The following is a 20,655-nucleotide window of genomic DNA, read 5'->3' as shown; positions in this document are numbered from 1 at the left end:
GTCATGATCGTACGGATCATGGGGGAGGGCCAGGTGAAGCTGGCGGACAGCCACTTCACCGAGCTCGACAAGCTGGACGACGAACTGCTGGCCGAGGTCAGGAGCAGTGACGAGGACGGCTTCCGCCGCACCTTCCACGCGCTCCTGGCCAAGGTGCGTGAACTGGGCGAACCGCTTCCCGCCGACGCGTTGGAACCGTCCGAACTGATCCTGCCGTCCCCGGATGCCACGCTGGAGGAGGTCCGGGCCCTCCTGAACGACGACGGCCTGATTCCGGCGTCTTCCTAGGGCTCGGTTCCCGCTCCGTGGTCCCGGGCCGTGCTGCGGCAGGGCGCTCCCCGGCGCACCATGGAAGGCGGGGGCTCAGGGGTGGGGAACCCGAAATCGGGGGCCCAGTCAGTGGGAGGTACGAGACCGATGGCCACCTTCATGGACATCCACCACGGCATGCGCGACATCACCGGTGACCAGCTCCGGGAGGCCCACAACGCCGACCTCGCCGTCGAGAGCCAGGAGAACGTCCACTTCCAGCACGCCTGGGCCGACCCGGCCTCCGGCGATGTCTTCTGCCTCTCCGAGGCGCCCTCGGCCGAGGCCGTGCAGCGCGTTCATGAGCGGGCCGGCCACCGGGCCGACGAGGTCCACCCCATACCGTTCTCCGTGTGAGACCACCGTTCTCCGTGTGAGACCGGCTCTGCCCCGGCGGGCACCGGGGGACGGGAGCGCACCGTACCGTTGGGTGGCGTGACCTCCCTCGGAAGCGTGTTCGGGCGCACGCGGCGCTGGGCCCGCGCCCACCCTCTCGCCGTCGACGGCGTGCTCGCCGCGGGCGCCCTCGTCTTCATGATCATCGGTTCGTTCACGGAACCGCACCGGGGTCCCGGCGGCCCCTCCTTCGGGACCCGCACCCCCACCACGCTCAGCCTCGTGCTCGTGGTGCTCGGCGCCGCCGTGCTGGTCTTCCGGCGCCGCGCGCCCATGCAGGTCCTGCTGTGCGCCGGCGCGCTGACCCTCGTCGGGCTGATCACGACGGAGAAGCCCGCGCCGGTCTTCGTCTCCGCCGTTCTGGCGCTCTACACCGTCGCCGCCCGTACCGATCGCCCCACCACCTGGCGCGTCGGCTTCGTCACCATGAGCGCGCTCGCGGCGGTGGCGATGGGGATCGGCCCCGGGCCCTGGTACTCGCAGGAGAACTTCGGGATTCTCGCCTGGACCGGGTTGGCGGGCGCCGCGGGGGACGCCGTACGGAGCCGCCGCGCCTTCGTCGACGCCATCCGGGAACGCGCCGAGCGCGCCGAACGCACCCGCGAGGAGGAGGCGCGCCGCCGGGTCGCCGAGGAGCGGCTGCGGATCGCCCGCGACCTGCACGACGTCGTCGCCCACCACATCGCCCTGGTCAACGTGCAGGCGGGGGTCGCCTCCCACGTCATGGACAAACGGCCCGACCAGGCCAAGGAAGCCCTCGCCCACGTACGGGCGGCCAGCCGCTCGGCGCTCGACGAACTGCGCGCCACCGTCGGCCTGCTCAGACAGTCCGGCGACCCGGCCGCCCCGACCGAACCGGCCCCGGGCCTCGCCCAGCTCGACGGGCTGCTCGACACGTTCCGGAACGCGGGCCTGCCCGTGGAGTTCGCGACGAACAGCGCGGCCCGCCCCGGGGACGAGCTGCCCGCCGCCGTCGATCTCGCCGCGTACCGGATCATCCAGGAGGCGTTGACCAATGTGCGCAAGCACGCGGGCGGGGGAGCGAAGGCCGAGGTCAGCGTCGTACGGGTGGGACCCACCGTGGAGATCACCGTCCTGGACAACGGCACCGGCGACACCGACACCGAGGCCGGCATCGCCGACACCGGTGGCCACGGCCTCATCGGCATGCGCGAGCGCGTCACCGCCCTCGGCGGCACCCTCACCGCGGGCCCCCGCTACGGCGGCGGCTTCCGCACCCAGGCGATACTGCCGGTGATGAACCGGACCGGGGAGAACGTGTGACGATCAGGGTGCTGCTCGCCGACGACCAGGCGCTGCTGCGCAGCGCGTTCCGCGTACTGGTCGACTCCGAGCCCGACATGGAGGTCGTCGGCGAAGCCGCCGACGGCGCGCAGGCCGTCGCCCTCGCCCGCGCCACCCGCGCCGACGTGGTCCTGATGGACATCCGGATGCCCGGCACGGACGGCCTCGCCGCCACCCGTACGATCAGCGCCGACCCGGAGCTCGCCGGGGTGCACATCGTCATGCTGACCACCTTCGAGGTCGACGAGTACGTGGTGCAGTCGCTGCGCGCCGGGGCCTCCGGCTTCCTCGGCAAGGGCGCCGAGCCCGAGGAACTCCTCAACGCCATCCGGATCGCCGCCGCGGGCGACGCGCTGCTGTCGCCCGCTGCCACGAAGGGGCTGATCGCCACCTTCCTCGCGCAGGGCGACGGACAGCCCGAGACGCGGGATCCGGCCCGGCACCACGAGCGGCTCGCGGCCCTCACGGTGCGCGAGCGCGAGGTGCTCGTCCTCGTCGCGGGCGGCCACTCCAACGACGAGATCGCGGAACGCCTTCAGGTCAGTCCGCTGACTGTCAAGACCCATGTGAACCGCGCGATGGCAAAACTTGGCGCCCGGGACAGGGCACAACTCGTGGTAATCGCCTACGAATCGGGCCTCGTACGTCCAAGGGTGGAGTAGGAAACCGCGTTCGACTACTCCAGGCGCGGTATGCGGAGCATAAGGAAAAGAGACCTGGGGGCGACGGATTCGGCTCCCGAATGGTTGATCGTATGAGGAGAGGTCGTCGCCGTTCTCCGCCGGCCGCGTCATGCACTTCCGGCGGAGGTGCCATGCCGTGCCTCCACGGCCGGGCCGTACCGCCCGCCTGCCGCGTACACCACAAGAAGAGAGACCCCATGTCCTGGCTGGCAAAATTCAGCCTCGCGCAAAGGGCCCTGATAGGGCTGATGTCTATCATCGCGCTGCTCTTCGGAGCGATCGCGATACCGCAGCTCAAGCAGCAACTGCTGCCCTCCATCGAACTCCCGATGGTCTCGGTGCTCGCCCCCTACCAGGGCGCCTCCCCCGATGTGGTCGAGAAGCAGGTCGTCGAACCGCTCGAGAACTCCATCAAGACCGTCGACGGCATCGAGACCGTCACCTCCACCGCCAGCGAGGGCAACGCCGTCATCATGGCGAGCTTCGACTTCGGTGACAGCGGTACGAAGCAGCTCGTCGCCGACGTCCAGCAGGCCGTGAACCGCGCCAGGGCCCAGCTCCCGGCCACCGTGGACCCGCAGGTCATCGCCGGCTCGACGGACGACATCCCGACCGTCGTCCTCGCCGTCACCTCCGACAAGGACCAGCAGGCCCTCGCCGACCAGCTCGACCGCTCGGTGGTTCCCGCGCTCCAGGGCATCGACGGCGTCGGCCAGGTCACCATCGACGGCGTCAGGGACCTCCAGGTCTCCGTCACGCCCGACGACAAGAAGCTCGCCGCGGCCGGCCTCAACGCCATGTCGCTGTCCGAGGCCCTCAAGGCGGGCGGCGCGGCCTTCCCCGCGGGCTCCTTCACCGAGGACGGCAAGAGCCGTACGGTGCAGGTCGGCGGCGGCTACACCTCCCTCAAGCAGATCGAGGACCTGCGGATCGCGCCCGCGGCCGGCGGCGCCGGCGGAGCCGGTGGCGGAGCAGGTGACAGCGGGGCGCCGTCCGGCGCCGTACGTCTCGGCGACATCGCCACCGTCGAGCAGACCGAGTCCGCCGCGGCCTCCCTGACCCGTACCAACGGCAAGCCCAGCCTCGCCGTCGCCGTCACGATGGACAAGGACGGCAGCGCCGTCGCCATCTCGGACGCGGTCAAGGAGCAGCTGCCCGACCTGCGCAAGGACCTCGGCTCCGGCGCCGGCCTCACCGTCGTCACCGACCAGGGCCCCGCGGTCTCCAAGTCCATCTCGGGCCTGACCACCGAGGGCGCGCTCGGCCTGCTCTTCGCGGTCCTCGTGATCCTGGTCTTCCTGGCCTCGCTGCGCTCCACCATCGTCACCGCGGTCTCCATCCCGCTCTCCATCGTCCTCGCGCTGATCGTGCTGTGGACGCGTGACCTGTCGCTCAACATGCTCACCCTCGGCGCGCTGACCATCGCGATCGGCCGCGTCGTCGACGACTCGATCGTCGTCCTGGAGAACATCAAGCGCCACCTCGGCTACGGCGAGGAGCGCGAGAAGGCGATCCTCACCGCGGTCCGCGAGGTCGCGGGCGCCGTCACCGCCTCCACCCTCACCACCGTCGCGGTCTTCCTGCCGATCGGTCTCGTGGGCGGCATGGTCGGCGAGCTGTTCGGCTCGTTCTCGCTCACCGTGACGGCGGCCCTGATCGGCTCGCTGATCGTCTCGCTCACCGTGGTCCCGGTGCTCTCGTACTGGTTCCTCCGGCCGCCGAAGGAGATCGTCGGGGTCGACCCCGACGAGGCACGCCGCGTGGCGGAGGAGAAGGAGACCAACAGCAGGCTCCAGCGGCTGTACGTCCCGGTCCTCCGGTTCGCCACCCGGCGCCGGATCGCGAGCCTGGCCATCGCGGTCGTCGTCCTGCTCGCCACGTTCGGCATGGCACCGCTGCTCAAGACCAACTTCTTCGACCAGGGTGAGCAGGAGATCCTCACCGTCAAGCAGGAGCTGGAGCCCGGCACCAGCCTGGAGTCGGCGGACGCCGCCGCGAAGAAGGTCGAGAAGGTCCTCGCCGACACGGACGAGGTCAAGGACTACCAGGTCACCGTCGGCTCGTCCGGCTTCATGGCGGCCTTCGGCGGCGGTACGGGCGCCAACCAGGCGTCGTACCAGGTGACTCTGAAGGACGCGGCGCAGGCCGAGCGGACCACGGAGCACCTGGAGAAGGAGCTCGCCGAGCTCGACGGCATCGGCAGCACCACGATCGGCGCGGGCGACGGGTTCGGCAACCAGAACCTGAGCGTCGTGGTCAAGGCGTCCGAGGCGGACACCCTCGACAAGGCGGCGGAGCAGGTACGGGACGCGGTCGCCGGCCTCGACAACGTCACCGACGTCGAGAGCGACCTGGCGCAGAGCATCCCCCGTATCTCCGTCAAGGCCAACTCCAAGGCCGCCGACGCCGGTTTCAACGACACCACGCTCGGCATGGCGGTCGGCCAGGCCGTCCGCGGCACCCCGGCCGGTACGGCGATGCTGGACGACAGCGAGCGCGATGTCGTCGTCACCTCCGACAAGCCCGCCACGACCATCGCCGAGCTGAAGAACCTGCCGCTCGGCCCGGTGAAGCTCGGTCAGATCGCGACCGTCGAACTGGTCCCCGGGCCGGTCTCGATGACCCGCATCGACGGCGCGCGTGCCGCGACCATCACCGCCAGGCCGGTCGGCGACAACACGGGCGCGGTCAGCACCGAGCTCCAGTCGAAGATCGACTCCCTGAAGCTGCCCGAGGGCGCCACCGTCTCCATCGGCGGTGTCTCGGCGGACCAGTCGGACGCGTTCGTCCAGCTCGGCCTGGCCATGCTCGCGGCCATCGCGATCGTGTTCATGCTCCTGGTCGCGACCTTCCGCTCGCTGGTCCAGCCGCTGATCCTGCTGGTCTCCGTGCCGTTCGCGGCGACGGGCGCGATCGGGCTGCTGGTGGTGACCGGTACGCCGCTGGGCATCCCGGCGATGATCGGCATGCTGATGCTGATCGGCATCGTGGTGACCAACGCGATCGTCCTGATCGACCTGATCAACCAGTACCGCGCCCAGGGCCTGGGCGTCGTGGAAGCGGTCGTCGAGGGTGGCCGCCACCGGCTCCGCCCGATCCTGATGACGGCGCTGGCCACGATCTTCGCGCTGCTCCCGATGGCACTCGGCATCACGGGTGAGGGCGGCTTCATCGGCCAGCCGCTCGCCGTGGTGGTGATCGGCGGCCTGCTGTCGTCGACGCTGCTGACGCTGCTGCTGGTGCCGACGCTCTACGCGATGGTGGAGCTCCGCAAGGAGCGCCGCGCGAAGAAGAAGGCGGCGAAGAGGTCCACGGACGAGAACCCGCCCGCGCGGACCGGGACGGACGCGGGCTCGGGCTCGGCACCGACCCCGGAGCCGGCGAACGCCTGACACCCCGTCCGGTGTGAAGTGCCCCGGAGCGGCCGCGCTGAGCGGCCCGCTCCGGGGCACTGTGCTGAGCGGAGCGGGTCTCCTCTGTTTCGGTTACGTCCCGTACAACTCGGGGACCACGTAAGCCAGTTGTGTCAGACCCAGGGCGGAGGGCAGGTGCAGCCCGGCGGGGGATCCGCAGGTGCGGCCCGTTCCTGAAAGATCGTTCCTGTCCGAACACGCGACCGGAAGGATCGATATCGTGCGCAGACGACGTCTCGCGCCCCTGTTGGCCGTGGGTGTCACGGCAACGCTGGCCCCCGTGCTCGCCGCCCCGACGGCCACCGCCGCTCCGACCGCTTCCTTGTCGACCGCTTCTTCGTCGACTGCCTCCTCGTCCGCGGCCAAGGGCGCGCTGGACCCGTACGTGCAGCAGAAGCCGCAGTGGAAGCGGTGCCTGGCCGACGACGCGCCGGAGTTCGAGTGCGCCACGATCGAGGTCCCGCTCGACTACCGGGCCCCCGGGGGCAAGCGGATCGACCTGGCCATATCCCGGATCAAGAGCACCGCGCCCGACAAGCGGCGGGGTGTCCTGCTCTCCAACCCCGGCGGCCCCGGCGGGCACGGGCTCTACATGCCGATGGGGATGCGGGAGAACCTTCCCGAGTCCGCACAGCAGAAGTACGACCTCATCGGCTTCGACCCGCGCGGTGTGGGAGAGAGCAGTCCCGTCTCCTGCGACCTGGAGCCGGAGGAGGAGGATCCGCTGCGGCCGTACAAGGAGGAGACGTTCGACAAGGACGTCGCCTGGGCCCGTGGCGTCGCGGACAAGTGCCGGGAGAAGGCGGGCGACACGCTCCCGCACATCACCACGCGGAACACCGCGCGTGACATGGATCTCCTCCGGGCGATCCTCGGCGAGAAGAAGATCTCGTACGTGGGCTACTCGTACGGCACCTACCTGGGCGCCGTCTACACCCAGCTCTTCCCGGGCCGGGCCGACCGGTTCGTGCTGGACAGCGCGGTCGACCCGGCGCGCGCCTGGCGCGGGATGATCCAGTGGTGGGCGGAGGGCGCCGAGCCCGCCTTCGACCGGTGGACCGAGTGGGCTGCCGCGCGTGCGGAGAAGTACGGCCTCGGGGACACCCCGAAGGAGGTCGAGCGGACCCTCTGGGACCTGGTCGCGCAGGCCGACGAGAAGCCCATCCTGGTCGACGGGCAGCCGACCACCGGTGACGACATCCGCAGCGGCATGCGTGGGGCGGTCTTCACTCCTGTGTACGCCACCGAGGGGGTCGTGGAGCTGAAGAAGGCCGCGGCCGGCGGGCCCGCCTCGGCGAAGAAGCTCGCGCCGTTCGCCGGATCCGAGCGTGCCGGGACAGCAGGGACAGCAGGGGCCGCGGGCGCCGGGGTCGGCGCCGGTGCTGTTGAGGCCGCCAGGGCTGCCGCTGCCGCCTCCGGTGCCGTGGAGGTGCCTGCCGACAACATGACGGCGAGCTTCTGGGCCGTGGTGTGCGGCGACAACTCGGCCGCGTGGTCCCGCGATCCGGAGAGCTACCGGCGGGACGCCATCGAGGACAAGATCCGTTACCCGCTCTTCGGTGACTTCGCCTCCAGCATCAAGCCCTGTGCGTTCTGGGACAGGTCCGTGGAACCGGCGACCGACGTGAACAACAAGGTCCCCTCCCTGGTCGTCCAGAACGAGTGGGACTCGCAGACCCCGCTGCCCAGCGGCCAGGCGATGCACGCCGACCTGAAGGGCTCGAAGATGGTCACCGTCCTCGGCGGGGAGGGCCACGGTGTCTATCCGAACGGCAACGCGTGCACGGACGACACGGTCACCGGGTACCTGCTCACCGGCAAGCTCCCGGCGAAGGACGTGACCTGCCGGGCGACGGCCGACTCGAACGCGGAGGCGCGGAAGAACCAGAAGCGGGACGAACTTCCCGGCTCCCCGCTCCCGCAGCGGGCCCCGGACCGCTTCTGACCCGACGCGTGTTCTGACCTGACGCGTGTTCTGACCCGACTCGTGGAAATCTGACGCGTGGCGACCTGACGCGTGGAAGACGTGGAAGACAGGGCGGGACCTCCTGGCGGGGTCCCGCCCTCTCGTGCGCCGACCCTGCCGGGGCGGGCACTAGACTCCGACCCTGTTGTCCTGTTGATCTCCCTGGGGGCCAGTCGTGGGTGAGCCACGGTATGCGGTCATCGCGAGCGACCTCATGTCCAGGCTCGCGGACGGGCAGTGGGCCGTCGGCTCCCTGCTCCCGACCGAACCCGAACTGGCCGCCTCGTACAAGGTGTCGCGGGAGACCCTGCGCCGGGCCCTGCGGCAGCTGGAGGCGGGCGGGCTCATCTCGCGCCATCCGGGGACGGGTACCCGGGTGGAACGGACCCTGCCGGTGGCGGCGTTCACCACACACCTCGGCAGCCTCCAGGAACTCACCCAGTACGGCACCTCGGCGGTCAGAAGCATCCTGTCCGTCGACCACGTGGTGGTGGACGAGGCGCTCGCCGCGGTGACCGGACTGGCCCCGGAGGCCCGCAGCGTCCGCATCACGTCCGTACGCCGCGACCCGGACCACGCCGATCAGGTGGTCTCCTGGGCCAGGGTCTATCTGGAGCCGTCCGACGCGCACGCCATCGCCGGTCCCCTCGAAGACAGCCCGCGGCTGATCTCGGACCTGGTCGAGACGCACGCGGGGCGAGCGGTGGACCGCGTGGTGCAGCGGGTGCGGGCGGTCGGTGTCCCGGCGGAGGCGGCCGCCCGTCTCGGGGTCGCGACGGGCAGCCCGGGACTGGAGTTCGTACGCCGCTACTACGACGCCCGGGGACGCCTCTTCGAGGTCAGCGTCAGCGTTCACGCCCAGGGCACCTTCGTCTACGAGACGACGCTCCAGCGCAGTTGAGCCCGGGGGCAGGAGCCGAGGGCCCGAGAGCCCAAGGGTCCGGGGCGGGAGCCGTACTCCCGTAGTCCCGTACTCCCCGTACTCCTGCGCGCCGGCCCACCCATTCCTCCGCGACCTCCGTCGCGACTTCCGACGCGACCCCTTGACAGCGATATTTCCATGAGGTTCCTTGTCTAGACACAACTCATGTCTAGACAAGGATGTGCCCGCATGAGGTCCCAGGAGCAACTGCTGTCCACGGATCCGCCACCCCCACGCAAGAACCGCTGGTACCGGGGGATCGGGGCCCAGATCGCCGTCGCCATGGCACTCGGCGTCGCGGTCGGCTTTCTCTTCCCCGGCTTCGCCGTCGACCTGAAGATCGTCGGAGACCTCTTCCTCGCGCTGGTCAAGGCGGGCGTGGCGCCGCTGGTCTTCTTCACCGTGGTCATGGGCATCGCCTCCGCGGGCGACCTCAAGAAGGCGAGCCGCATCGGCTTCCTGGCCCTCGTGTACTTCGAGGTCGTCTCGACACTCGCCCTCGTCATCGGCCTGGTGGCCGCGAACCTCCTGGGCGTCGGCAAGGGGCTCGGATCCCTCTCCGCGGACACGGGCGCCGCCCCTCCGGCCGGGGAGGGCGAACACGGCTTCACCGCCTTCCTGAAGGGCATCGTCCCCGACAACTTCGTCGGAGCGTTCTCCTCGGGGCAGTTGCTCCAGGTCGTGGTGCTGGCCGTGCTCTTCGGCATCGGACTGCTCGCCCTCGCCCCGCATCTCCAGACCCAGGTCAACAAGGGGCTGGAGGTGATCTCCGAGACGTTCTTCGCCTTCGTCAACGTCATCATGAAGCTCGCGCCGATCGGGGCGTTCGGCGCCATCGCCTACTCCGTGGGCGCGAACGGCAGCGGCATGCTCCTCGCCCTGGCCGAACTGGTCCTGGAGTACTGGGCGGTCGTGGCCCTCTTCATCGGCTGCGTCCTCGGCCTGGTCTGCCTGCTGGCGGGGTTCAACATCTGGCGCATCCTCCAGTACGTCCGCGTCGAGATGACCCTGGTCCTCGGGACCGCCTCCTCCGAGGCGGCGCTGCCCGGCCTGCTCAAGAAGCTCTCCAGGATCGGCTGCTCCAAGCAGACCGTCGGACTGGTCGTGCCGACCGGCTACGCCTTCAACCTCGACGGCACCTCCCTGTACATGGCCATCTGCACCATGTTCGTCGCCAACGCCTACGGCATCGACATGAGCATCCCGCAGCAGCTCGGGCTCCTGCTCATCATGCTGCTCACCTCGAAGGGGGCGGCCACGGTCTCCGGCGGCACCTTCGTCGTCTTCGCCTCGACCGTCGCGGCCACCGGCTACCTGCCGGTGGAGGGCGTCGCCGTGCTCTTCGGCGTGTACCGCCTGATGTCCATGGCCACCGCCTTCTGCAACACCTTCGGCAACGTCGTCGCCACTTTCGCCATCGCCAAGTGGTCCAAGGAGATGGACGTCGACAAGGTCAACCGGGCGCTCGCCGACCCGAAGGCGTTCCTCGCCCTGCCGGAGACCGACGACACCCGCCCGGAACCCGGCACCACCCCCACGACCGCCCCCGCCGAACCCACTACCGCCCCCGCCGAACCCGCTGCCACCACCACCGAACCCGCCATCGCGCAGAAGTGAGATCCCCCGTGAGCACGACCGTCTACGACTCCTTCCTCTTCCGCGACATGTTCGGAACCCCCGCCATGCGGGAGGTGTTCAGCGACAGCGCGTACGTCCGACGCCTCATCGACACCGAGACCGCGCTCGCCCGCGCCCAGGCCAAGGTCGGGATCATCCCCGCCGAGGCCGCCGAGGACATCACGCGCAAGGCCGACTTCGACAGCCTCGACCTGGAGCGGCTGCGCGCGGAGACCGAGATCGTCGGCTATCCGGTGCTGCCCCTCGTCAAGCAGATCGCGGACCAGTGCGGGGACGCCGGCCACTACCTTCACTGGGGCGCGACCACCCAGGACATCATGGACAACGCGGTCATGCTCCAGTGCAAGCAGGGCGTCGCACTCCTGGCGGCCCAGCTCGACCGGGTCCGGGACGCCCTGCGCCGGCTCGCGGAGGAACACGCGGACACCGTCACCGCGGGCCGCACCCACCTCCAGCACGCCCTGCCGGTGACGTTCGGCTACCGCTGCGCCGTGTGGCTGTCCGCCCTCGACCGCCACGCCGAGCGCCTGGAGCAGGCCCGGGCCCGCGCGCTGATGGTCCAGTTCGGGGGCGCCGCCGGCACACTCGCCTCACTGGGCGACGGCCCCGAAGGGCTCCTGGCCCGTGCCGCGCTCGCCGAGGAACTGGGGCTGGCGGACCCCGCCATCACCTGGCACGTGACCCGCGACGGCCTGGTGGAACTGGTCTCCCTCTTCGCGTCCGTCGGCGGCTCGCTGGGCAAGATCGCCTGGGACGTGATGATGATGTGCTCCTCGGAGTACGGCGAACTCGCGGAACCCTTCGTCCCCGGACGCGGCGCCAGCTCCACCATGCCGCAGAAGCGCAACCCCATCTCCAGCGAGCTCATGTTCGCGGCCGCCAAGCTGCTGCGCGACAAGTCCTCGACGATGCTCGACGCGACCATGCAGGACTTCGAACGGGCCACCGGCCCCTGGCACCTGGAGTGGGCGACCGTTCCGGAGGCGTTCCTGCTGCTGTCCAGCTCGCTCCACCAGGCGGAGTTCATGCTCTCCGGACTTGAGGTCAGGACCGACAGGATGCGCAGCAACACCCTCCTGACCGGCGGCCTCATCGTCGCCGAAGCCGTGATGATGGACGTCGCCCCCGTCCTCGGCCGCAACCAGGCGCACGAGGTCGTCTACGAGGCCTGCCGCGCCGCCATCGAGACCGGCACCACGCTGGAGGCGGAACTGCTCACCCACGACGACCTCGTACGCCACCTCGGCGCTGCCCGCATCAAGGAGCTCTGCGACCCGGCCCGTTACCTCGGCAGCGCCCGGGCCATGACCCGCGACGTGGTCGGCCGCCGGTAGCCGATCCGCTCCGCGCCGGGGCGCCGCGACGTGCGGTACGGTCGAAGGAAAATATCGACGACGCCGACAACGCTGCACCCGGTCCAGGCAGTTCCGGCGGAGCTGACGGAGCCTCACCGAGGAGGGGCCATGCCCGACGACGCGTACGAGAACCCGGGCGAGGCGAGCCCGGCCGACGTCGCGCGCGCCCGCTACGCCCTGTACGTGGAGTCGCTCAGAGCCCGGATGCCCGGTGAGCAGTTCGAGCTGCTCATGGAGGTCATCCGGCTGTGGGCCGAGGCCGGCGGCGGCACGGTACGGCTGAAGATGGACGGCCCGGAGCGGGAGTTGTTCACCCAGGAACTCCAGCAGGAGTTCCTGACCCTCATGGGTCTGATCGGCGCGATGCAACCGGGCCACGAGGACCGCGCGGACCATGTCGTCGCCCACCTCGGCGACGGCGAACACACCAAGGGCGCCATGTCGCTGGTCCCCCCTGAGGTGGCCGCCGATCCGGCCAAGCTGCGGGCCATGCGGGAGAAGCTCGAAGCCCAGCAGAAGCGGCGCCGCAGCGATGAACAGACGGTCGAAGGCATCGCCCGCGCGAGTGGAATGTCCACGGCTCCGTCCGACGGCGACGACGCTGCATAGACACGGCACGGAACGGCAGGGCGGGCCGGGCACGCGCGGGACGCCCGCCGCCCGTCACGGGCTCCTGTGACGGCCCGCCGGTCACGGTCCCCCGCGCGACGGCCCGCCCGTCACGGGGGTTCGTGACGCCCCCCGTCACGGCCCCCTGTTACGGTCGGCGGCGGTCCCGCCCCGTACGCTTCCCGCCCCGACGCTCCCCGCACCGGCGGCCGCCGCCCGCCCGGCGGTCCGCGCCGCCAGGATCGCCACCCCGCCGCACAGCGCCATCCCCGCGAATACCGGCACCGCCGACCCCGCCCCGCCCAGCCCCGCCAGCGGAGCCACCGCCGCGCCCACCGCGCTCTGCGCCGTGCCCAGCAGGGCCGACCCCGTGCCCGCCGCGTCCGGGACGCGTGCGACCGCCAGCGACGCGGCGTTGGCGAGGACCAGCCCGAGACCGGCGCAGAACACCGTCACGAGCGGTACGTACACGCCGAACGTCAGCACCCCCGCCCCGGCCGCCGCGAGCAGTGCCACCGCCGCCGCCCACAGCGCGTACAGCCCGAGACCGAGCAGCCGTTCCGCGCGGACCCGGCCCACCAGTCGTGCTGCCACCGCGCCGGAGAGCGCCAGGACCACCGCGCCACCGGAGAAGACCACCGACGAGGCACCGACGCCCAGCCCCAGCACGTTCTGGAGCAGGAACGGCGACCCCGAGACGTAGCAGAACAGCGCGCCGAAGGCGAAGGAGAAAGCCAGCGCGTAACCGGTGTACGCGCGGTCGCCCGCCACCGTCCGTACCGTACGGAGCAACGCCCCGCGCCCGCCCGGCCGGCGCCGTTCCGGCGGCAGGGTCTCCGGTACGGCGACGGCCACGGCGGCCACCGTCAGCAGCGCCACCCCCGCCAGCGCCCAGAACACCCCGCGCCAGCCGGCCACGCCGATCACCGCACCGCCCGCGAGCGGGGCGAGCACCGGCGCGATGCCCGCCAGTGTCATCAGCACGCCCAGCAGCCGCGCCGCCGCCGCGCCCGACGCGATGTCCGCGACCACGGCGCGCCCGACGACGACCCCCGCCGCCCCGCTGAATCCGGCGGCCAGACGCAGCGCGATCAGGGTGCCGAGCCCGGGGGAGAGGGCGCAGAGCGCGGTGGCCACGGCGCAGACCGCCGTCCCCGCGAGCAGGGGGACGCGCCGCCCGTGACGGTCGGAGAGCGGGCCGAGCACGAGATGGCCGAGCGTCATGCCGGCCAGGAACGCGGTGAGGGTGAGCTGCACGCCGGAGGCGTCCGTACGCAGCTCGCCGGCCATGCGTGGAAAGGCGGGCAGATACATGTCGGTGGAGAGCGGGCCGACGAAACAGAGCAGGACGAGTGCGGCGGTGAGCCGGTGACGGGGCACGGTGCGACGACCTCTGATGTCCGGAACGGAGAAACGGAAAAGGGGAGAAGCGATCCGGGACGAACAGGGGGGATTTGTGGGCGCAACCGGCTGCCACGGCGGAGCGGGCGGGGATGCCCCCGGGCTCGGAACACCTGGCCGGTGAGATCGTCACTCTAGAGCCAGCGGCGGTGACTTGTCCTGCGAGTGAGGGTGATGGCGACGGCCCACGACCGCTGCGGTGCCGGGTGCGGGTCAGGGCGGAGGGGTAACGGGGGTGTGCCGGGGTCGGGTGGGTTGCCGTGGGGCGGGCCCGGCTAACCAACACACCACAGGGACACCCTCACTTGCCCCTCACCCCCGCCCCGGCCCGCCCTGCTCCGCTGCCGCGAGCGCGGTGGGCGCCGGGGTGCCTATGGCAGTGCCAGCATCCGCTCCAGTGCGCGCTGTGCGAAGTCCGCCGTCTCCTGGTCGACCCGGATGCGGTTGACCTCGTTGCCCTCGGCCAGTGACTCCAGGGTCCAGACCAGGTGCGGGAGGTCGATCCGGTTCATGGTGGAGCAGAAGCAGACCGTGCGGTCGAGGAAGACAATCTCCTTGCCCTCCGGGGCGAAACGATTCGCCAGGCGCTGTACGAGGTTCAGCTCCGTACCGATCGCCCACTTCGAGCCCGCCGGGGCCGCCTCCAGCGCCTTGATGATGTACTCCGTGGAGCCGACGTAGTCCGCCGCCGCCACGACCTCGTGCTTGCACTCGGGGTGCACCAGGACGTTCACGCCCGGGATCCGCTCCCGTACGTCACGCACGGAGTCCAGCGAGAACCGGCCGTGCACCGAGCAGTGGCCGCGCCACAGGATCATCTTCGCGTCCCGCAGCTCCTGCGGCGTGAGCCCGCCGTTCGGCTTGTGCGGGTTGTAGAGGACACAGTCGTCGAGCGACATCCCCAGATCACGCACGGCCGTGTTCCGCCCCAGGTGCTGGTCGGGGAGGAAGAGCACCTGCTCGCCCTGCTCGAAGGCCCACTTCAGGGCGCGCTCGGCATTAGAGGAGGTGCAGATCGTGCCGCCGTGCCTGCCGGTGAACGCCTTGATGTCGGCCGAGGAGTTCATGTACGAGACGGGCACGACCCGCTCGGCTATGCCGGCGTCCGTCAGCACGTCCCAGCACTCCGCGACCTGTTCCGCCGTCGCCATGTCCGCCATGGAGCAGCCCGCCGCGAGATCCGGCAGGACGACCTTCTGGTCGTCGGCCGTCAGGATGTCCGCGGACTCGGCCATGAAGTGCACACCGCAGAACACGATGTACTCGGCGGCCGGCCGGGCCGCCGCGTCCTTGGCGAGCTTGAAGGAGTCGCCGGTGACATCGGCGAACTGGATGACCTCGTCGCGCTGGTAGTGGTGGCCGAGGACGAACACCTTCTCCCCGAGCTTCTCCTTCGCCGCGCGGGCGCGCGCCACCAGGTCCGGATCGGACGGGGAGGGCAGATCGCCGGGGCACTCCACGCCGCGCTCGCTGCGCGGGTCGGCCTCCCGGCCGAGCAGCAGCAGAGCGAGGGGCGTCGGCTGGACGCCGAGGTCCTGGACGGCGAGATCCTGAACGGGCTGGGCCGTGGTCACGTCACGCACCCTCTCTTCTCAGCGGATTCTTCTCAGCGGACACTGCTCGGCAGCATCCCCTTTTCGTCTCATTGACGCTATCTATCATAGCCGCTTCATGTCACGTTGACGATGGCCATAGCGTCGATGTGACGCATTCCGGCGCGGCGCCCGGTGTGCGAGCATGAAGGCGGGAAAGACACGCGCCGGTGCCCGGAATGAATCCGTGGCCGAGCAGGTTGCACTGTCGGCAAGCAGTCCGTACAACCCGGGAGAGAAGCAGATGTCCGTATCGGACGAGACCACCACCGTGAGCGACGGCATCCTCCTGTCCGACGCCGCCGCGGGCAAGGTCAAGGCACTGCTGGACCAGGAAGGCCGGGACGACCTCGCACTGCGCGTCGCCGTTCAGCCCGGCGGCTGCTCCGGCCTCCGCTACCAGCTGTTCTTCGACGAGCGCTCGCTCGACGGCGATGTCGTCAAGGACTTCGACGGCGTCAAGGTCGTCACCGACCGGATGAGCGCCCCGTACCTGGGCGGCGCCTCGATCGACTTCGTCGACACGATCGAGAAGCAGGGCTTCACCATCGACAACCCGAACGCGACGGGCTCCTGCGCCTGCGGTGACTCCTTCAGCTAGGACTCACCCGGCTGAGAGTCACGGCCGGCAAGCGGTACGTGAAAGGCGGCGGCGCTCCCCTGGAGGGAGCGCCGCCGCCTTTTCGGCGCTGTGGGCGCTGTGCGGGGGGCTGCGAACGGGCGGGGTCAGTGGCGCGGTCAGTGGCGCGCGATCTTCTCGCCCGTCTTCGCGTCCACCACCTGCCGGTCGCCCAGCGGCTTGTCCAGCGTCACCTCGACCGACTGCTCCTTGGCCATCGCGACGCAGAGCCGCTCCGGATCGGGGTCGGTCACGACCACCTTCACCTTCACCGCCGTGCCGCTCTCGTCGGCCGTTGCCCCGTACGTGTCGCACACACCGCCCGTGAAGTGCAGCGTCAGGGTCCGGCCCGCCGTCTCGTACGACGTGGCGTGCTGCGTCGGGACCGTGCCGGGGCCGTCCTTCCCGGGGGCGCCGGGCAGCTCCTTGTGCGGGGGTACGGGCTCGGGCGCCGCCTTCTTCAGGAACTTCGGCGCCACCGCCGGGTGCGTGACCGTGTACGGCAGGGCGCCGTCCTCCGATGCCACCTCGAACAGCCAGGACGGCACGAGCGCCCGGCGCCCGTCCACCGAGTGCGCCGCGAGCCCGAAGACCGCCTGGGTGATCTCCGCGGAGTGCGGGTCCGCCGCCGTGCCGCTCTTCGGCGCGCACGGCAGCGCGGGCGGCACGTCCGCCCCCGTACGCGCCGTGCCGTCGTCCAGCGGCACCGGTGTCGCGCAGCCGCCGATCCGGCCGGCACCGGAGCCCGGACCGGCGCCGTCCGCCGCCCTGTTCAGCTCCTTCAGCGCCTCCTCCGCGCTGATCACCGGATACGCGTCCCCCCGCTCCGGGGTCGTGAGCTGCCCGTACCCACCGGTCACCCGGCCGTCGGGGCTCACCTGGATCGCCGTCGACCAGCCGTACGTGGGCAGCCCGCCGATCACCGGGTCCGCGGTGACCACCCGGACCGCGCCCATGAGCCCGCTCGCGTCGATGTCCGCGTCGTCCTGTCCCAGCGCCTTCAGCATCGGCGCGGCCGCCTTCTTCGCCGCCGCCTCGCCGACCGCTCCCTCCTCGCTGCCGGGCGCGAAGGAACCGCCGCCTCCGCCCGGGCACTTCGTGCCCTTGAGGCAGTTGTCCCCGCCCGGTACGGCGCCGAACTCCGCGAACGTCCACGCCCCCGGCGCCTGCTTGGCGACGCGCAGCAGCGGGCCCGAGCCGTCCTTGTCCGTACCGACCTTCCAGGACGTCCCGTCCGACCGGGGCGCGCCCGTCATCCCGAACGCCTTCGCCAGCCGGGCCACATCGGCGGCGGGGACCGGCCCGCTCGTACGGTAGACGCGTGCGGTGTCCGGCCCCGCGGGCAGCTTGCCCGCCGCGCGGTAGACGACTCCGCTCGGGTCCGGCTCACCGGGCGCGATGGCGGGCGGCGGGGACCCCGCCGAACCGCCGGGGGCCGCGCCCGCTCCCGCCGCGGGGGCGTCGAGCGCGAGGAGCGGCGGGTTCCCGTCGCCCGTGTCGCCCGTGCCGCCCGCGCTGTCGTCCGTTCCGCCGCCGGAGCTGCCGAAGGCGCTCGTGGCGAAATACGCGCCACCGCCCCCGGCGATCAGGACCGCCGCGGCCACCGCCGCGACGGTGAACGGTGAACGCCGGCCGCGCGGGCGGCCGGCGCTGTCGGCTGTGCTCTCGTCGGGCCGCTCCGTGCTGGTCACCGCTGCGCTCCTTCGACTGCGTGTTCGTTCCCCTGGCACCGGTGGGACGGAAGAGAGCGGCGCGTGGTTCCCCGGTGAGGCCGTACGGGGCAGGAGTTACGCCGTCCGGGTGGCGGTCGCCGCTTTCGGACATTCCGTCGCCCCGGGCGCGGGCAGACGGCGACGGAACGGCGACGGAACAGCGGCGGGGCAGCGGCTTAGGGAAGAGCGCCGACAACCGGTAGCGTGAACCGTCCACCGTTCTCCCTCATCAGGAGCGTTCACGCCGTGCGAATCGCAGTCACCGGCTCCATCGCCACCGACCATCTGATGACCTTCTCCGGCCGTTTCGCGGACCAGTTCGTCGCGGACCAGCTCCACACGGTCTCCCTCTCCTTCCTGGTCGACAACCTAGAGGTGCGCAGGGGCGGTGTCGGCGCGAACATCGCTTTCGGCATGGGTCAGCTCGGCACCCGCCCCATCCTGGTCGGCGCGGCCGGCCAGGACTTCGACGAGTACCGCGCCTGGCTCGACCGGCACGGCGTCGACACCGCCTCCGTACGGATCTCCGAGGTCCTGCACACCGCGCGCTTCGTCTGCACGACGGACGCCGACCACAACCAGATCGGCTCCTTCTACGCGGGCGCCATGAGCGAGGCCCGCCAGATCGAGCTGAAGAAGGTCGCCGACCGCGTCGGCGGCCTCGACCTCGTCGTGATCGGCGCCGACGACCCGGAGGGCATGCTCCGGCACACCGAGGAGTGCCGTACACGCTCCATCCCGTTCGGCGCGGACTTCTCGCAGCAGATCGCCCGCATGGAGGGCGACGAGATCCGCACCCTCCTCGACGGCGCCACGTACCTCTTCTCCAACGAGTACGAGAAGGGGCTCATCGAGGCCAAGACGGGCCTGACCGACGCCGAGATCCTCTCCCGTGTCGGCCACCGCGTCACCACCCTCGGCAAGAACGGCGTCCGGATCGACCGTGTCGGCGAGGAGCCGATCCTGGTCGGCTGCCCGGAGGAGGAGGCGAAGGCCGACCCCACCGGCGTCGGCGACGCGTTCCGCGCCGGGTTCCTCTCCGGTCTCGCCTGGGGCGTCAGCCTGGAGCGCGCGGCGCAGATCGGCTGCATGCTCGCGACCCTGGTCATCGAGACGGTCGGCACCCAGGAGTACACCCTGGCCAGGACCCACTTCATGGAGCGCTTCACCAAGGCGTACGGCCACGACGCGGCGGCCGAGGTCCAGGCCCACCTCGCCTGAGACCCACCACCGGTCCGGGACCGCCCGTCCCGCGCCCGTCCCGTCGGCTACCGGCTCCCGGCTACCGGCACCCGGGTTCCGCGGTCACGACACCCGGCGGACCACATACGCGACACCGTGGTCCGCCGGGCGTTCGCCCACGTACTCCTGCCCGCGCATCTCGCACCACGCGGGGATGTCCAGCCGCGCCGCCTCGTCGTCCGAGAGCACCGTCACCGTCCCGCCCACGGGCACCCCGCCGAACACCTTGGCCAGCTCGATCACCGGGACGGGACAGCGCCGCCCGAGCGCGTCGACCACCAGCGAGGGCCCCGTACCGGCGGCGTCGAGGACCTCAGAGCCACCGGTCCCACCGGCCCCAACCGCCCCGGTCGGCGCGCCCAGCCTCTCCCGTACGCCGGACACCACCCCCGGCAGCACCTCCAGGAACCGGTCCACCTCCGCCTCCGGCGTCCCGGCCGGCAGCGAGACCCGGACGTTCCCCTCCGACAACACGCCCATCGCGCGCAGCACATGGGACGGCGTCAGCGTGCTGCTCGTGCAGGACGACCCCGAGGAGACCGAGAAGTCGGCCCGGTCCAGCTCGTGCAGGAGGGCCTCCCCGTCGACATAGAGACACGAGAACGTCACCACATGGGGGAGCCGCCGCTCCGGATGCCCCACCACCTCCACGTCGGACACCAGCTCCGGCACCCGCGCCCTGATCCGCTCCACCAGCGCCCGCAGCCGGACCGCCTCGGCCGCCGCCTCCGCGCGCACCGCGCGCAGCGAGGCCGCCGCCGCCACGATCGCCGGGATGTTCTGGAAGCCGGGGGCGCGCCCCGCCTCCCGCTCGTCGGCCGGGCCGCTCGGGGCGAACCTGATCCCCTTGCGCACGGCCAGCAGCCCGACGCCCGCCGGACCGCCCCACTTGTGCGCGCTCGCCGCCAGCAGTGACCAGGCGCCCTCCACCGGGCCCCAGCCCAGCGACTGCGCCGCGTCCACCAGCAGCGGGACGCCCCGGCTGCGGCACACCTCGGCGACCTCGGCCACCGGCTGCTCCGTGCCCACCTCGTGGTTGGCGGACTGGAGGCAGGCCAGCGCCGTGTCCTCGTACAGCGCCCCGGCGTACGTCTCCGGCGCCACCGCCCCGTACCGGTCCACCGGCACCTCGGTCACCGTGCCGCCGGTCGCCGCCTCGTGGGCGGACGCCGCGTGGAGCACCGAGGAGTGCTCGACGGCGGAGACGGTCACCCCGCGCCCGACCCGGCGCCGGCCGGCCAGGGCTCCGGACATCCCGGCGTGGACCGCGTGGGTCCCCGAAGGAGTGAAGACGAGTTCGTCGGGGCGGCAGCCGACGGCCTCCGCGGCGGCCTCCCGGGCCGCGTCCAGCAGCAGTCCGGCCCGTCGCCCCTCGCGGTAGAGGCGGGCGGGGTCCGCCCACCCCTCGTCCAGGGAAGCCTGAAGGGCCTGCCGGGCGACCGGGTGCAGCGGGGCGGAGGAAGCGGCGTCGAAGTAGGGCACGTCGGCCACGC

16 protein-coding genes are annotated in these 20,655 nt (G+C 71.5%); 12 read left to right on the top strand and 4 right to left on the bottom strand.

Annotated features, from left to right (window positions below):
* Nucleotides 1-3 precede the first annotated feature (3 nt).
* The 10 genes from ACFTZC_RS10705 (at nt 4) to ACFTZC_RS10660 (ending at nt 12,596) form a co-directional block, all read left to right on the top strand.
* Nucleotides 4-288: a hypothetical protein gene (locus tag ACFTZC_RS10705; protein WP_382888437.1), complete on the top strand. Its 285-nt coding sequence runs from the start codon at nt 4-6 to the stop codon at nt 286-288.
* A 129-nt stretch (nt 289-417) separates the two neighbouring features.
* A complete protein-coding gene (locus ACFTZC_RS10700; RefSeq protein ID WP_382888436.1) occupies nt 418-666 on the top strand; it encodes an SCO4226 family nickel-binding protein in 249 nt (82 codons plus the stop codon).
* A 78-nt stretch (nt 667-744) separates the two neighbouring features.
* Entirely contained in the window at nt 745-1,989 is a 1,245-nt protein-coding gene (locus ACFTZC_RS10695) for a sensor histidine kinase (RefSeq protein ID WP_382888435.1), read from the top strand.
* Entirely contained in the window at nt 1,986-2,672 is a 687-nt protein-coding gene (locus ACFTZC_RS10690; RefSeq protein ID WP_382888434.1) for a response regulator, read from the top strand. Before ACFTZC_RS10695 ends, ACFTZC_RS10690 begins: the two co-directional genes overlap by 4 nt.
* A 218-nt stretch (nt 2,673-2,890) precedes the next feature.
* Nucleotides 2,891-6,085, top strand: coding sequence for an efflux RND transporter permease subunit (locus ACFTZC_RS10685; protein ID WP_382888433.1), 3,195 nt, complete (start codon nt 2,891-2,893; stop codon nt 6,083-6,085).
* A gap of 241 nt (nt 6,086-6,326) precedes the next feature.
* Nucleotides 6,327-8,051 carry an alpha/beta hydrolase gene (locus ACFTZC_RS10680; RefSeq protein WP_382888432.1) on the top strand — a complete coding sequence of 575 codons (1,725 nt, stop codon included), beginning with the start codon at nt 6,327-6,329 and terminating at the stop codon, nt 8,049-8,051.
* Between the two features lie 196 nt (nt 8,052-8,247).
* Complete coding sequence (locus tag ACFTZC_RS10675) at nt 8,248-8,973, top strand: GntR family transcriptional regulator (protein ID WP_382888431.1); 726 nt, start codon at nt 8,248-8,250, stop codon at nt 8,971-8,973.
* A gap of 210 nt (nt 8,974-9,183) precedes the next feature.
* Nucleotides 9,184-10,611: a cation:dicarboxylate symporter family transporter gene (locus ACFTZC_RS10670; RefSeq protein ID WP_382888430.1), complete on the top strand. Its 1,428-nt coding sequence runs from the start codon at nt 9,184-9,186 to the stop codon at nt 10,609-10,611.
* An 8-nt stretch (nt 10,612-10,619) separates the two neighbouring features.
* On the top strand, nt 10,620-11,966 hold the full coding sequence (locus tag ACFTZC_RS10665) for an adenylosuccinate lyase family protein (protein ID WP_382888429.1): 1,347 nt from the start codon (nt 10,620-10,622) through the stop codon (nt 11,964-11,966).
* Nucleotides 11,967-12,095: 129 nt separating this feature from the next.
* Nucleotides 12,096-12,596, top strand: a complete 501-nt coding sequence (locus ACFTZC_RS10660) for a hypothetical protein (protein ID WP_382888427.1) — start codon at nt 12,096-12,098, stop codon at nt 12,594-12,596.
* A gap of 135 nt (nt 12,597-12,731) precedes the next feature.
* Here the strand turns inward: ACFTZC_RS10660 and ACFTZC_RS10655 are convergent, their stop codons facing one another.
* Nucleotides 12,732-13,976, bottom strand: coding sequence for a multidrug effflux MFS transporter (locus ACFTZC_RS10655; RefSeq protein ID WP_382888426.1), 1,245 nt, complete (start codon nt 13,974-13,976; stop codon nt 12,732-12,734).
* Between the two features lie 392 nt (nt 13,977-14,368).
* Nucleotides 14,369-15,580 carry a quinolinate synthase NadA gene (nadA, locus tag ACFTZC_RS10650; RefSeq protein ID WP_382888425.1) on the bottom strand — a complete coding sequence of 404 codons (1,212 nt, stop codon included), beginning with the start codon at nt 15,578-15,580 and terminating at the stop codon, nt 14,369-14,371.
* A 253-nt stretch (nt 15,581-15,833) separates the two neighbouring features.
* Between nadA and ACFTZC_RS10645 the strand changes: the two genes are divergently transcribed.
* The gene (locus ACFTZC_RS10645) at nt 15,834-16,190 is read left to right on the top strand and encodes an iron-sulfur cluster assembly accessory protein (RefSeq protein WP_329826308.1); all 357 of its coding nucleotides are present in this window, start codon (nt 15,834-15,836) and stop codon (nt 16,188-16,190) included.
* Between the two features lie 137 nt (nt 16,191-16,327).
* Here the strand turns inward: ACFTZC_RS10645 and ACFTZC_RS10640 are convergent, their stop codons facing one another.
* On the bottom strand, nt 16,328-17,899 hold the full coding sequence (locus ACFTZC_RS10640; protein WP_382888423.1) for a hypothetical protein: 1,572 nt from the start codon (nt 17,897-17,899) through the stop codon (nt 16,328-16,330).
* A 267-nt stretch (nt 17,900-18,166) separates the two neighbouring features.
* Between ACFTZC_RS10640 and ACFTZC_RS10635 the strand changes: the two genes are divergently transcribed.
* Entirely contained in the window at nt 18,167-19,141 is a 975-nt protein-coding gene (locus ACFTZC_RS10635) for a carbohydrate kinase family protein (RefSeq protein ID WP_382888422.1), read from the top strand.
* An 84-nt stretch (nt 19,142-19,225) separates the two neighbouring features.
* Here ACFTZC_RS10635 and ACFTZC_RS10630 read toward each other — a convergent pair whose 3' ends face one another.
* Complete coding sequence (locus ACFTZC_RS10630; RefSeq protein WP_382888421.1) at nt 19,226-20,644, bottom strand: cysteine desulfurase/sulfurtransferase TusA family protein; 1,419 nt, start codon at nt 20,642-20,644, stop codon at nt 19,226-19,228.
* Nucleotides 20,645-20,655 lie beyond the last annotated feature (11 nt).

This window comes from Streptomyces sp. NPDC056987 (assembly GCF_042673865.1).
Classification (GTDB): Bacteria; Actinomycetota; Actinomycetes; order Streptomycetales; family Streptomycetaceae; genus Streptomyces.
This window is presented reverse-complemented; position numbering and strand designations above follow the sequence as displayed.